Annotated in this window: 11 protein-coding genes; 10 read left to right on the forward strand and 1 reads right to left on the reverse strand. The window is 39.9% G+C overall.

The features are described 5' to 3' along the window. Positions 1–155 precede the first annotated feature (155 nt). Positions 156–1121, reverse strand: a complete 966-nt coding sequence (locus NV377_RS17910; protein ID WP_258202162.1) for a Na/Pi cotransporter family protein — start codon at positions 1119–1121, stop codon at positions 156–158. Positions 1122–1582: 461 nt separating this feature from the next. Here NV377_RS17910 and NV377_RS17915 point away from each other — a divergent pair, with 461 nt between their 5' ends. From NV377_RS17915 to NV377_RS17960, 10 genes are all read left to right on the forward strand, one after another. Next, complete coding sequence (locus tag NV377_RS17915) at positions 1583–2941, forward strand: class I SAM-dependent rRNA methyltransferase (RefSeq protein WP_258202163.1); 1359 nt, start codon at positions 1583–1585, stop codon at positions 2939–2941. Between the two features lie 262 nt (positions 2942–3203). Beyond that, positions 3204–6698: a helicase-exonuclease AddAB subunit AddB gene (gene addB, locus NV377_RS17920; RefSeq protein WP_258202164.1), complete on the forward strand. Its 3495-nt coding sequence runs from the start codon at positions 3204–3206 to the stop codon at positions 6696–6698. A gap of 5 nt (positions 6699–6703) precedes the next feature. Continuing rightward, positions 6704–10513: a helicase-exonuclease AddAB subunit AddA gene (gene addA / locus NV377_RS17925; RefSeq protein WP_258202165.1), complete on the forward strand. Its 3810-nt coding sequence runs from the start codon at positions 6704–6706 to the stop codon at positions 10511–10513. A gap of 32 nt (positions 10514–10545) precedes the next feature. Next, a complete protein-coding gene (locus tag NV377_RS17930) occupies positions 10546–11181 on the forward strand; it encodes a hypothetical protein (protein ID WP_258202166.1) in 636 nt (211 codons plus the stop codon). Between the two features lie 60 nt (positions 11182–11241). Then, on the forward strand, positions 11242–11586 hold the full coding sequence (locus NV377_RS17935) for a histidine triad nucleotide-binding protein (protein ID WP_258202167.1): 345 nt from the start codon (positions 11242–11244) through the stop codon (positions 11584–11586). Positions 11587–11691: 105 nt separating this feature from the next. Further along, positions 11692–11865, forward strand: a complete 174-nt coding sequence (gene rpsU / locus NV377_RS17940; RefSeq protein ID WP_251666757.1) for a 30S ribosomal protein S21 — start codon at positions 11692–11694, stop codon at positions 11863–11865. Positions 11866–11880: 15 nt separating this feature from the next. Further along, entirely contained in the window at positions 11881–12324 is a 444-nt protein-coding gene (locus NV377_RS17945) for a GatB/YqeY domain-containing protein (RefSeq protein ID WP_258202168.1), read from the forward strand. A gap of 147 nt (positions 12325–12471) precedes the next feature. Next, on the forward strand, positions 12472–13857 hold the full coding sequence (locus NV377_RS17950) for an NfeD family protein (RefSeq protein ID WP_258202169.1): 1386 nt from the start codon (positions 12472–12474) through the stop codon (positions 13855–13857). Between the two features lie 53 nt (positions 13858–13910). Continuing rightward, positions 13911–14903: a flotillin-like protein FloA gene (gene floA / locus NV377_RS17955; protein ID WP_258202294.1), complete on the forward strand. Its 993-nt coding sequence runs from the start codon at positions 13911–13913 to the stop codon at positions 14901–14903. Between the two features lie 67 nt (positions 14904–14970). Next, positions 14971–15543 carry a YqfB family membrane protein gene (locus tag NV377_RS17960; protein ID WP_258202170.1) on the forward strand — a complete coding sequence of 191 codons (573 nt, stop codon included), beginning with the start codon at positions 14971–14973 and terminating at the stop codon, positions 15541–15543. Positions 15544–15613 lie beyond the last annotated feature (70 nt).

Raw genomic sequence — 15613 nt, forward strand, 5'->3', positions numbered from 1 at the left:
GTACATGTCTAGTACACGCGAACCTACAATGTTTCTGCAAGAAACATACATCGGAAGCGTATGCTAGACTGCCCAAGTTCACTTCATATTCGATGTCGACTAAACTACATAGCCGATCATCGTTATCAAAGCCTACTTATTGAACTACCTCTATTTCAATCTAATCGTTTGAACCATTTCATATAACATATAGGCAGCGCAATGAAAGAACAGATGATGTTGAATAGAGTTTGAGCATGTGCGATGGCTGTTGCGATAGATGACGTAGTCCACATAACTGCTGTTGCAAGCATATCGATAAATGGGAAGAATAGTAATGCTCCTCCTATATTAAGGACTAGATGTGCCATGGCTACGTATCGTCCTCCTTTTGAACCTCCAAGTGAGGCGATGATCGCAGTTACACATGTACCAATATTACAACCTAGAACTATAGCAATACTAAGATCAAGTGGGAGTACACCAAGTGCGGCAATACCCATAATCATGCCGATTACAGCAGCTCCACTATGGATAAGTGCTGTTAGGACAGCACCTGAGAGTATGCCCCACCAAAGGGTAGTTTGCGCTTGAGCTAGAAACCATTGAAACATCTCAGTATTTTGAATGAATGGACCAATTCCTTGCATAACAGTTAATCCAAGCAGTAGCGTGCCAAATCCGAATATTACAATGGACAGCGAACGGATATACTCGCTACCTTTCCATTGATATAGTGCTGGTATAATGCGATACTCGACGAGTAGGACGGTTATTCCCCATAAAATTAGAGCGCTGAACATTAACGGTTTTGCAAGGTGATTAATATCTAATCCGATTAATTCAGTGGTAAGGCATGTACCGATATTAGTGCCGAGAATGATACCTAATGTACGTGAAAATGGCAGTAATCGACTATTAACGAAACCAATAGATAATACTGTAACAGCAGTACTGCTTTGTAAAAAGGCACTACTAGCTGTACCAAGTACTAGACCGTGAAGTGGAGTCCGAGTAGAACGTTCTAATAGACGTATAAAAGTTGGTCCACCTAGGCGGAATAACGCTAATTCCATTAATTTCATGCCGCACATAAAGATTGAAAACCCTAAAATACTATGAAAGATTATTGCACTTATCATGTCTCTTTTCCTTTCAACGTCATAATGTCTTTCGTTTAACCTATGCGCTGAAGGAGACAAGCATGACAAGCATTCCTTTAAATGGAAGTTCAAACAGCGGACTTTGATAATGATGATTATGCAAATGTAGCTTACTCAACATCGAATATGTAGCGAACTTGGGAATGTAGCATACGCTTCCGATGTATGTTTCTTGCAGAAACATTGTAGCATACGCTTCCGATGTATGTTTCTTGCAGAAACATTGTAGCATACGCTTCCGATGTATGTTTCTTGCAGAAACATTGTAGGTACGCGTGTACCAAAAACGTACACTTGCGTTTCCTCCTCCCTCAAGTAACGCTCCATCTTCTCGGTTCTGAAAGCCCACCTTATGAACTTTTATTGTAAGGGGAAATTCAAAAAGCAGACTTTGATAACGTACGATATACCAAATTGAGAACAAGAGAGGAATGTTTAGAATGGCGAATGCAATAGTAAAACTAATAAAAGCACGTAAGAAGAGAGTAGAGGAAGCTCATCCTTGGGTATATGCAAGTGAGATAGAACATGTAGCGCAGGAAGGTCTTGAACCTGGTAGCTTGGTAGACGTCGTCGCCCACAATGGGAAATATTTGGCGACAGGATATTGGAACCCTGCTTCTCAAATAACAGTACGAATCGTTTCTTATGAACCAATTGAAACAATGGATCAACTATTTTTTGTAGAACGCCTTACACGTTGTAAAGTTCATCGTGCACGTTTTGTGAAAGATCAGGATTGTCGATTAGTGTATGGTGAGGCTGATTTCTTACCAGGCTTAATAGTCGACCGTTTTGAAAATGTATTAGTGTTACAAATTTTATCACTAGGTATGGAAAAACATAAGGAAGCTTTAATCGCAGCTCTTATTGAAGTATTTCAACCAAAAGGTATTTACGAGCGCAGTGATGTAAGTGTTCGTAAACTTGAAGGGTTAGAAGAACGCACTGGTGTTATTTATGGTGAATGTCCTTCCATTGTTGAAATAAGTGAAAATGGGTTATTGATGGAAGTAGATATCGTTCAAGGTCAGAAAACGGGATACTTCTTCGATCAACGCGAAAACCGTGCATCTCTTGAACCTTTAATGAAAGGTTGGGGAGACCGAAGTGGAATTGCATTATCTTCATTGGAAGATGGTCGTATTGCGCCTGTTAATCGCAATGGCAAAGAAGTTACATTCCCTTATTGGGATGGAGCAACCGTATTAGAATGTTTTGCACATACAGGTAGCTTCACATTGCATGCTTGCAAATATGGTGCTAAGCAAGTCACTTGTTTAGATGTATCTGCACATGCTATTGATACGGCAAAACGTAATGTAGAGCGCAATGGTTTTACTGATCGTGTAGAATTTGTAGTTGCTGATGCTTTCGAATATTTGCGTACACAAGTGAAAGGTCTAGATGATCGCAAACAACGTGCTAACGGCGGCGTTGATACATCTAAAAAACTTGAAAATGAAGGTCGTTCATGGGATGTTGTTATACTTGACCCTCCAGCATTTGCAAAAACTCGTTCTGCAGTTGAAGGAGCAAAGCGAGGATATAAAGATATTAACTTACAAGGACTGAAGCTAGTCAATGAAGGTGGTTATCTTGTAACGGCTAGTTGTTCATACCATATGAGACCTGAATTGTTCCTTGAAGCGATTCAAGAAGCAGCCAAAGATGCTGGTAAAGTGCTACGCCTTGTAGAATGGCGTGCAGCAGGCAAAGATCACCCACAAATTTTAGGGGTCAATGAAAGTCATTATTTAAAATTTGCAATCTTCGAAGTGACTTCAAAACGAAATTAATATAACTATCTATTTAATAAAAGTTCAAAGAGCGGGCTTTCGCAAATTGAGCAGGTGAAGCGTTACTTGAGGAAGGCGGAAGCGTAAGTGTACATGTTTGATACATGCGGACCTACAATGTTTCTGCAAGGAACATACATCGAAAGCTTATGCTATTACTTTCCCAGTTCGCTTCAGATGTGATGCCGAGTAATGTACGTTAGAACAATCATCGTTATCAAAGTCCGTTTTTTGAACTACCTATAAAGGAAGGGGAGAGAGAATGGCGATTAGATTTGTACTTGGTCGAGCAGGAAGCGGTAAAACACATTACTGTTTAGAACAAATAAGAAATGAATTAAAGAGCGATCCACTCGGTTCTCCCCTCATTTTACTGACACCAGAGCAAGCTTCATTCCAAATGGAATATGAATTAATAGATCAGGGTGAACCGCGAGGGATGCTACGAGCGCAAGCTCTTAGCTTTCGTCGACTAGCATTTCGAGTTATGCAAGAAACAGGTGGCACTGCGCTTGTTCCGATTACGGAGACTGGGAAGCATATGCTTCTATACAAACTAGTTAATCGTTATGCCTCTCAGCTTCAATTATTCAAAAATAGTGAAGATCAAGCAGGCTTTATCGAGCGACTCGTTAATATGATTACAGAATGGAAACGGTATGGTGTTTCCGCGGAGCAAGTGCAGCAATTAATCCAAACGGATAAGTCTGATTATTCTCAGCTACTCCAGAAGAAACTTCATGATATGGGATTGCTCTATCAATATATGGAGCAAGAACTACATCACAAGTACGTTGACTCGGAAGATTACTTATCTTACATGGTACAGGGACTTCCACATGCTAGTTCGTTAAAGGGTTGTAAAGTATGGGTCGATGGTTTCCATGGTCTAACACCGACTGAATATGAAGCGCTAGGTGCTCTTATGGCTAATAGTGAGCATATGACAATCGCATTAACTCTGGATCGAGAGTACGGAATAGATGAACCACTTGATGAATTGAATTTATTCCATCAAACAGCAGAGACTTATCAAAGAATTACACAATTAGCTGAGCAGTTTGGGGTTGAGGTGGAAGAGTCGATCATTCTAGAATCCACTGCTGTTTCTAGATTTGGAAATGTAGAGGCACTTGCTTTTTTGGAGAATAACTACGGTAGACGCAAAGTATACGAACCGTCGAATACGCAATGGAGCGAGGATTCAGTCATACAATTAGCAGCATCGGCAAATCGTCGTGCTGAAATTGAGGAAATAGCTAGACAATTGTTAATGCAAGTTCATGAACATGGTTATCGTTGGCGTGACATGGCAGTGTTAGTTCGAAACTTAGATGGTTATTCTGACTATATTGAGCTTGTTTTCCGTCGCTATCAAATTCCATTCTTTATGGATCAGAAGCAGAAAACATTATATCATCCCTTTGTAGAATTTATTTCTTCTGCTTTGGAAAGTATTGTTCATGGATGGCAATACGATGCGATGTTCCGCTGCATTAAGACGGAAATACTATTCCCCCAGGATGAGACAATACCTAGAGAATGGTTTGACATCCTAGAAAACTATGTGCTCGCTTCCGGAATTAATGGTTGGAAGTGGAACGATACCAACTACTGGAAAGCGCTAGCTACCGTATCGCTCGACGAAGAAGAAGAGACTGCTTATCATATTTCGGATAAAGCGCAACGTGAATTAGACATTTCCTTAGCGGCTAGAGGGAGTATTATTCCACCACTAGAACAGTTATCGGAAAAGTTAACGAAAGCAAGTAATGTACGTCAGATGTGTCAAGCGTTATATGAGCTACTTGATCACGCACAAGTTGCACAGCGGTTAGAGCGATGGAGTGATGAAGAGCAAGCACGAGGTAACTTGATGATGGCTCGTACTCATCGACAGCTCTGGGGTAATGTTATGAGTCTATTAGATGAACTGGTTGAATTGGCTGGTGATGAGCAAGTTTCAACTGAGTTATTTGCGGGCATGATTCAAGCTGGATTAGACAGTTTGCAATTAGCATCTATTCCGCCAGCGATGGATCAAGTTGTAATAGGAACGATGGAGAGAACACGGTTGTCCAATGTGAAGGCTTGTTACATTATTGGAGCATCAGATGGCGTATTGCCGATGCGATTACAAGAAGATGGTTTATTGTCTGAAGCAGATCGGGAACAATTAGCTACGGATGGTCTTGCAATGGCACCAAGTTCACGCCGCAAATTACTAGATGAGCGCTTTTTAATCTATCAAATATTAACGAGGGCCTCTTCTAAGTTATGGATTAGCTATCCACGTGCTGATGAAGAAGGGAAAAGTATTTTACCATCAGAAATTATTCGCCAAATACGTAATCAGTTTCCGATGATTAATGTTCATCATATCGCTATTGAGCCTCATTTGCGGATGAGTGAACAGGAGCAACTTAATTTTCTTGCTCACCCAGACGCTGCAATGACATATCTAATTGTTATGCTTCGTGAATGGAAACAAGGAAAGAAACTGCCTTCGTTATGGTGGGATTTATATAATTGGTATGCTATCAGGCCGCAATATGGTCATAAATTAACAGCGTTGCTTCGTTCATTACAATTTAATAATATTGAAATGCCATTGCAAATTGAGACAGCTAGAGGGTTATACGGCGCGCAAATGAGGATGAGTGTATCGCGAGTAGAACGTTTCGTATCTTGCCCATTCCAACATTTCTCAATCTATGGACTGCGACTGAAAGAACGGAAGCAGTATCGGTTAGAAGCGCCTGATATGGGGCAATTATTCCATGCAGCACTCGGAAAGCTCGCCAATGAACTAGGAAGTAGTTGGGGAAGAATGTCTCATGATAAGGTTAAGCAAGAAGTTAGTCTTATCGTTGATCAACTTGTACCTAGACTTCAATCTCAAATATTACTAAGTAGTGAGCGATTCCGCTACATTGCTCGTAAATTGAAAGAGATCGTGATGCAAGCTGCAATTATGCTTGGAGAACATTCTGGAAGAGCTGAATTTATCCCTGTTGGTACAGAAGTTGATTTTGGTCCTAATGGCAGTATGCCTGCACTGCAAGTACAGCTTGATAACGGCAATATTGTAGAAATTGTAGGTCGCATTGACAGAATAGATGCTGCTGAAAGTGATCAGGGTCTCTTACTTCGTGTATTAGATTATAAATCCAGCAGTAAAGCACTGAAGTTGGATGAAGTTATTCACGGGTTATCGCTTCAGATGTTAACCTATCTTGATGTATTGATGACGCATGGAGAAGGTTGGTTGAAACAGAAAGTATCTCCTGCTGGGGTTCTCTATTTCCATGTGCATAATCCATTATTGCAAGTGAAAAATAGAATTAGTAGCGAAGAAGCTGATGAGCTTATGTTGAAACGCTATAAAATGAAGGGTTTATTAACTGCTGATACAACAGTCGTACGAATGATGGATAGTGAATTAGAAACAGGTTATTCTCAAATTCTTCCAGTTGCCGTGAAAAAGGATGATAGCTTCTACAGCAGTGCATCCGTTGTCAGTCATGATCAATGGGATATGTTGCGTGGATTTGTAAAAACGAAAATTAAGAACATAGGTCAAGAGATCCAAGATGGAGTCGTTTCTGTTGAGCCATATCAGTTAGCAGATCGCACACCTTGTCAATTTTGCGACTATAAAGCAGTATGTCAATTTGATCCAATCATTGAAGGTAATCATTATCGTAAATTAGCTAAAACATCGGAGCCTGAGATTTGGCGTGAGTTAGGGGAGTGACTGTATTGAGTGGGCAATCATCAGCAAATGCACCTCGTTGGACAGATGAACAGTATGAAGCGATCGTATCTGATGGATCTAATATATTAGTAGCTGCGGCTGCTGGTTCTGGAAAAACAGCTGTATTAGTTGAACGGATAATTCGTAAAGTCGCTTCTAACACTGACGTTGATCGATTACTCGTAGCGACGTTCACACATGCGGCAGCAGCAGAGATGAAAGATCGACTGAAAATTGCTTTAGAGAAGAAACTTGAAGAAGAGCCAGATTCCGATCATTTGCGTAAGCAGTTAGCGTTAATGGGTAAATCATCGATTACAACGCTTCACTCCTTCTGTATGGAAGTTATTCGCAAATATTATTCACTCATTGATCTTGATCCGGGCTTTCGTATTGCAAATGAGACGGAGATTGAGTTAATTCGTGCTGATGTTATGAATGAACTGTTTGAGCAGCGTTACAGTGGTGTGGATGAACCGGGAGGCGGAGATTTTCTTAAACTAGTCAATAGTTACGGTGGTGAAAAAGGTGATGATCCATTATTTCAACTCGTTGAACGGCTATATCTCTTCTCACGATCTCATCCTTGGCCAGCCCAGTGGCTTAATGATACATTGAAGCCTTATCTCATCTCAAGTATCGATGAGCTAGAACGCAGTAAGTGGGTACAACAAATTATTGATGATGTTCATTTGAAGCTTGAAGGCGCGATAAGTGCTTTCGAGCAAGCTTTATCATTAACTAAACTACCAGCTGGTCCGTTTGCGTATGCATCAACTTTTGAAGCTGATATTACAGTGATTACAACACTGCAGCATCAATTACTACAATCGCCTTGGCGAGAGTGGCCAGATATTTTTGCTAATGTGCAATTTGATAAATTAGCACCATTACGCGGAAAAGACCATGATAAAGATCTGCAAGATCGCGCCAAAAACTATCGTGAGCAAGGAAAAGATACGATTCAATCGATTGCGAATGATTACTTTGGAAGAAGTGCAGAGCAATTTTTAGAAGAGTTACATGAACTTGCCCCACTGATGAAAGCGTTGATAGCTCTAATTCACGATTTTAGTTCGGCATTTGATGCGACAAAACGTGCAAAAGGATTACTTGATTTTGGTGATTTAGAACATTATAGTCTAGCTATTTTACTAGATAAAGATTCAAATGCTGAACAACTTATTCCATCAGAAGCAGCGAAAGACTATCAGCAACAATTTGATGAAATATTGTTAGACGAATATCAAGACACGAATATGGTGCAGGAAACGATTGTACGATTAATAGCTAATCAAAACATTGGTAATCGATTTATGGTCGGCGATGTGAAGCAAAGTATATATCGTTTTCGCTTGGCAGAGCCGAAGTTGTTTCTAGAGAAATATAAAAAATATAGTTCGGAGTCAGCCTCCACTATTGAAGGTGGAAAACGTATTGATCTTGCTCGTAATTTCCGTAGTCGATCTCAAGTTGTAGATGCAGTTAACGAGGTTTTTCGGGCAATTATGAAAGAGAAAGTAGCTGAGATGGAATATGACGGGCGTGCAGAGCTTGTTCACGGTGCAACTTATTATGAAGCCCCAATTTCTTTGGATCAATGTAAAGTTCAGTTAACGATCATTGATCGTGGAGAACGTGTTGCAGAGGAGCAATCGAGTGAGCAAGAAGAGCAAGTTGAACCATCTGCAGATGATCAGTTAGAAGAATTGAATGTTGCACAACTAGAAGCTCGCTATATCGCACAGCAATTGTTAAAGTTGTCTGAAGATAATAGTATGGTTTTCGATAGTAAATTAGATACGTATCGTCCTATGAAGTGGAGAGATACCGTCATTTTATTACGTGCAACTTCAGCATGGGCTCCTATTTTTCTTGAAGAGTTACAATTAGCAGGAATACCTGCCTATTCTAGCATTGGAAGTGGTTATTTCGATGCTGTTGAAGTACAGACGATGTTATCCTGTTTACAAGTTATTGATAATCCATATCAAGATATACCGTTAGCAGCGACGTTGCGGTCGCCGTTATTCAGTTTAACTGCTGAGCAATTATCTGGTATTCGGATTCTATCAATGGATAGTAATTTTTATGATGCGATCATACATGCAGCTGGTAGTGAAGATTATGAACTAGATGGTCGTCAGAAATTGTCATTCTTTTTACATAAGCTAGACCAATGGCGTAATCTAGCTCGCGAAGGTTCATTGTCTGATCTATTGTGGTTGATCTATGAAGAAACGGGCTATTATGACTTTGTAGGTGGTCTACCTGCTGGAATTCAGCGTCAAGCTAATTTACGCGCGTTACATGATAGAGCTAGACAATATGAGGCTACTTCATTCCGCGGGCTGTTTCGTTTCTTAAAATTTATTGAACGTATGCGTGCAAACGGTAATGACCTTGGTACTGCACTAGCTATCGGTGAACAAGAAGATGTCGTAAAGATTATGACGACACATGCAAGCAAAGGGCTGGAATTTCCAATTGTTTTCGTTGCAGGTCTAGGTAAAAAGTTCAATGAGCAAGATTTGAATGCATCATTTCTTTACCATAAAGAATTAGGTTTTGGTCCGAAATATGTGGATGCAACAATGAGAATTAGTTATCCATCATTGCCTTATTATGCGATTCGTCGTTCTATGAAAATGGAGCTGTTAGCAGAAGAAATGCGCATATTATATGTTGCATTAACAAGACCTAAAGAAAAGTTATATTTGCTAGGGACTAGCGGAAGATTACTGAAACAACTACCCAAATGGAACTCTTCACTAGAACTTGATGGTACATTACAGCAATCTAGTATCGCTGCAGCATCTTGTTACTTAGATTGGATTGCACCACTTGTTGCGACTCAATTGCAGTTGTCTATGGAAGAGCCAGACAAAGGGCATGTCATTAGTCCGCACGATTGGATAATCTCAGTTGTGGCAGCCGAGTCACTTTCAGTAATCGACGAAAATCAAGTAGAAGTAACTGCTGAAGATGAGCTAGTAAAAATTGAAAGAATGACCGCATTACAAGCATTAGCGCTATTAGAAGATGTTGCTGAAGATCAACAATTACGGAATAATCTGGAACGTAATTATCCGTTTATGGGGGCAACAACGATTGGTTCAAAAGCTTCTATTACGGAGATGAAACGGATTCAAGCTGCCTTTGAAGAGGAAACGGAAACATTCTATCAAGGGGGGAGCAATGAAGCTGGAACTGATACCGATGTAATGGACACTGTTGTAACGAAAGAGTACACATTACATCTGGAACGGCCTTCTTTTATGGAAGAGAAGAAGATAACAGCTACTGAAAAAGGTTCAATTAATCATCTAATGATGCAACATATTCCTTTGACGCTTAATATAGATGAGCAGACGATTGAACAAAGTATAGAGCGGATGAAGCAGCTGCAAATTATTACGCTAGCACAAGCCGAGGTCATTAATATAAAAGCAATTGTAGAGCTGTTTCGATCGGAACTAGGCTATCGTATGCAGCATGCAACTTGGCTGAAACGCGAGCTTCCATTCAGTTTTATGTTACCTGCACACGAAGTTCATCGTAATATTGATGAAGTAACAGGTAGCGAAAAAGTATTCATCCAAGGTATTATTGACTGCATATTTGAAGATGAGCGTGGTCTCGTATTAGTCGATTATAAGACGGATCGAATATTTAATGGCAACTGGGCGCAGAAGGCAGAGGAACATCGATTCCAATTAGAGATGTATGCTAGAGGCTTAGAGATGATTTTGCATCGTAAAGTTGATGAGATTTATGTATTTTTCTTCGACGGAGGTCGAGCAATTCAATTATAATAATATTATTCTTAATCATCGGAGGGAAGAAAGTGAGTCAACAGGTATCAGAAAAGCAAGTTGAACCAACAGGGAAAAAGTCGATTGCATTTGCAGTAACGTTAGTTCTATTAGTAGCAAGTATTATGCTCAATGTGTTATTTTCAACAAAGAATATGAGCTATGGACAAGATCAAAAAGCAGATTCAGGAGAACATATTTTTCAACATTTAGCGTCGTTTAATGAGAAAAATACGCTGTTAATAAAGTATGTATACGACATTGTAGACTTTTCACCAGAAAATAGTAAGCTCGCAAGATTAACAGCAGCTCATGCTCTTCCTCTAGTCGGTGAAATGAAAAAAGAACTGTCTGAATTAATTACAATAGCTCAAGATTTTGATGAAGTAGCTTTCTCTACACAAGACAAAGACAACCATGAATGGTACAAATTGATAGAAGAGCAACTTCAATTAATTGCTAATCAAGAAGGGGAACTCTCTCAAGCAGAGCTTGATGAGTTAAACGCGATGATTGAAGGTTCTGAATATTTGGCTCAGACCGTGAATAGCTTTAACTTCAAAGTTGAAGGCAACAAAAATGCGATGATCAGACTTGGTAACGGATTTGATTGGATTGAGCAAGTGCAAGCGATCGAGCTATATGTAAATATTGAAGGCGTGCAATAAAATCAACTAGAATAGATGTATAGGTTACATAATGATAACCGACAATAAGGAGGAAAAAGAATGGATTGCTTATTTTGCAAAATAATCGAAGGTACGATTCCTTCAACTAAAGTATTCGAGAATGAGCATGTACTTGCGTTCAGAGACATTACGCCGGCGGCACCTACGCATATTTTAATTATTCCGAAGAAGCATATTGCTACGATGAATGATGTAACTCGCGAGGATGATTTGGTTGTTGCTGAAATCTTTGCAGCAGCTCGTCATATTGCAGAAGAAGAGGGTTATGCTGAAGCGGGGTATCGTCTCATTAACAATATTAATGCTGATGGTGGGCAAGTAATATACCACCTACACTTCCATCTGTTAGCAGGAAAAATGATGGGTCCATTATTAGCGGAATAAGTTCTTATTAAGAAGTTGACATAGACTTATTTTTTAACGTATAATTAAGGTTGATGAACCGTGTAATAAACTCTGGACGGTCTGTTTCGGAGGGAGGGATAACTGGTGTCTGAAATTAAAGTTCGTAAAAACGAAACTATTGATGCTGCGCTTCGTCGCTTTAAGCGTTCCACTGCAAAAGATGGTATCTTGGCAGAGGTTAAGAAACGTAAGCACTATGAAAAGCCAAGCGTAAAGCGTAAGAAGAAGTCTGAGGCTGCGCGCAAGAGAAAGTTTTAGGAGGATCCTTCCATAATGAACCTGAGCGATAGATTGACCGATGATATGAAACAAGCAATGAAAAGTCAGGACAAGTTTAAACTCAGCACAATTCGTATGATGCGTGCATCGATTAAAAACTTGGAAATTGATCTAAAACGTCCATTGGACGATAGCGAAGTGCTTGATATATTGAGTCGTGAAATCAAACAACGTAAAGATTCCCTCCAAGAATTTGAGAAAGCTGGTCGTAATGACCTTGTCGTAAATCTTGCAACAGAAATTGATATTATTAGTAAATACCTTCCCGAACAGCTAACTGAAGAAGAGATTCAAGAGATAGTAAGGCAGACCATCCAAGAACTCGGTGCTTCTTCGAAAGCCGACATGGGGAAAGTGATGGGCGCCCTTATGCCAAAAACTAAAGGACGCGCTGACGGTAGACTAGTAAATAATGCAGTGCAACAATTTCTGCAATAGAATACGTGCGGACTCAAAAACACCCCTAACGGGGTGTTTTTTTTATTGTTGTAATTAACGAACAATATGTGAACATTATGTTATAATAGATGAAACATTTCACTAAGATATACGTATATAGAGGAGTAGCAAAAGAGGAGGGATAGCATGTATAGCAAATTCTCGATTCATCGCTTTCGTGAAATGCTTACTGTTTTTGTTATAAGTTTATTTGCGATATTACTTGTTACTGGATTAATAGCTCCATCATTCGTTCAGGCAGAGTCCAAGTCAGTGGGTCCAGCAGTATATGAAATTCCTCTAAAGGGAACAGTTGACCAGAGTATGGTTACCTTTCTTGAAAGAGCTTTCAGCGAAGCTGAAGAGGCACATGCAAGTCATATCGTTATCGTCCTTAATACATATGGGGGCCGAGTAGATTCAGCTAATGAAATAGGTGAATTAGTACGGGCTCAAGAAATTCCTGTTACGGTATTCGTCGAAGGGAAAGCAGTATCTGCGGGTACTTATATTGCTCTGAATGCTGATTATATTGCGATGCAATCAGGAAGTACGATTGGGTCAGCTGCAGTTGTGGACTCCAATGGAACTCTAAGTGATAATCCGAAAACAATTAGTTTCTGGGTAGATCAGATGCAAGAGGTGGCAAGGCTTCATGGGAGAGATACGAATGTTGCAGCAGCGATGGTTGATCCTCGCGTAGAGATTGATCTTACGGACACTTTGGGGAAAGTTAAGTCTGTAGGTGATGTTATAGCAATCTCAGCAAGTGAAGCATTACGAATTGGTTATTCTGATTTCAATGTTGAAACGGTTGTTGATGTATTGAATTTTCACCAACTTGGTGGTCGAGATGTTATAACGATAACACCTAGTGCAGCTGAAAATGTAGCAAGTTTTCTTGTTAATCCAATTGTATCCACTATATTATTAATATTGGGTTTTGCAGGTCTAGCGATTGAATTGTTTGTACCTGGCCTTGGATTACCTGGTATTCTAGGAGGGATTAGTATGGGCTTGTTCTTCTTTGGTTCTTTTGTTTCAGGGCTTGCTGGTATGGAAACAGTCGTACTCTTTATCGTTGGACTTATTTTGATTGTATTAGAATTAATAGTTCCGGCTTTTGGTATACTGGGATTATTGGGAGGAGGAGCTATAATTACTGGAATATTACTTGCCTCACCAGATTGGGAATCTGGACTAACGTCCATTGGTATTGCATTAGTCATTGCTATCATCTTAGTCGTCATCGTTTCACGTACGAAAAAAGGTCGAAGTGTTTGGAACAAACTTGTTCTACGTGAGAACCTTACAACTGAAGAAGGATTTATCTCTGCTGAATCGAAAGATTCGCTATTAGGTTTACAAGGGGTTACAGTAACACCGCTACGACCAGCAGGAGCAGCGCTCATTGACAATAAACGCGTTGATGTTGTAACTGAAGGTGGATTCATAGAGTTAAATCGCCCAGTCGTTGTCATTAAGGCTGAAGGCACGTGGGTAGTAGTTAGAGAAGTGAAGGAAAACGTTTAATTTGATTACAAATTGAGAGGAATGATTAGATGTCAGGTTTTAACTCTGGATTGATGGCAGTATTTGGTTTAGACCCAGGTTTGGTAGCAGTAATTTTTGTAATATTGGCAGTTATCGTAATTAGCGTGTTATTAAGTTTCTTCCCAATAATGTTGTGGATATCAGCACTTGCTTCAGGAGTTAGAGTAGGGATTATAACACTATTCGCGATGAGATTACGTCGCGTAGTACCTAGTCGTATCGTAAATCCATTAATTAAAGCTACAAAAGCAGGACTTGGCTTATCTATTAATCAGTTAGAAAGTCATTTTCTAGCAGGTGGTAATGTTGACAGAGTAGTTAATGCATTGATTGCAGCACAACGTGCTAATATTCCATTGCCATTTGAGCGTGCAGCAGCTATTGATTTGGCTGGTCGTGATGTTCTACAAGCAGTACAAATGAGCGTTAATCCAAAAGTTATTGAAACACCAATTGTTTCAGCTGTAGCAAAAGATGGTATCGAAGTTAAAGTAAGAGCACGAGTTACTGTTCGTGCAAACATTGATCGTCTAGTCGGTGGTGCTGGTGAAGATACAATTATCGCACGTATTGGTGAAGGTATTGTATCAACAGTAGGTAGCTCGAATTCACATAAAGACGTTCTAGAAAACCCTGACAAAATTTCTCGTACTGTTCTTGAAAAAGGACTTGATGCAGGTACCGCATTCGAAATTCTATCAATTGATATCGCTGACGTAGATGTAGGTAAAAACATTGGTGCACACCTTCAAACTGAACAAGCGGAAGCTGACAAGAAAATTGCACAAGCTAAGGCAGAAGAACGTCGTGCAATGGCTGTTGCTCAAGAGCAAGAAAACAAAGCTAAAGTTGTTGAGATGGAAGCTCGTGTAGTTGAATCTGAATCTCAAGTACCTCTAGCAATGGCAGAAGCACTACGCAGTGGAAAACTTGGTGTTATGGATTATTTGAATATGAAAAATATTGAAGCTGATACATCTATGCGTTCATCACTTGGTGATTCAACAGATCCGAAAAATAAATAAGGCTAATTCTTATCTCAATCGTTAACAAAGTGTGTAACACATTTGAGGTAGATAGGAGGTGCTAGCCTTGAACATTATTGAATTTATACAAAACAATATTATTTTTGTAATCGGTGCTGTTTTTTTCATCTATAAGCTGTTCTCTAGATCGTCACCTGAAAAGGGTAATTCGATGCCTACTTTTGGTGGTGGAACGAATCAGACGAATCGTCATCAGAATGAACGTGATGATGACGACGAGGAAGATGATTATTCTCGCCCGCAATATGACGATTATAATAGTGAAGAGCAGAGACGTAGAGCGGAATTACAACGTCTGCAAGAAGAGGAAATGCATAGGGAACGACAAATGCAACGTGCCGATCAGTTGCGTGAAGAGCAAAGATTACGTTATGAGCAACAACAGCGACTTCAACAAGCCGCTACAATGCTTCAGACGCGACGCGACGATTCGTCGGTTGATTACTTCGCACAGAATGAATTAGGTCGTGAATCAACGGCTAAGCAGCCTGTGGACCCGTTTGCAACCCGAGAGGATAGACATCATGCCGCAACACTATCAGCTGAAGAGCTACGTAAAGCGGTATTATGGTCAGAGGTATTGAGTTCTCCTAGAGCAAAACGACCATTTAGACGATAGATAACGTTAATAGGGTTTGGATCAACATGTAAAACGTCGTAGGTTGAAGGTATTCCTTCTCCTACGACGT

Source organism: Paenibacillus endoradicis (assembly GCF_024721975.1).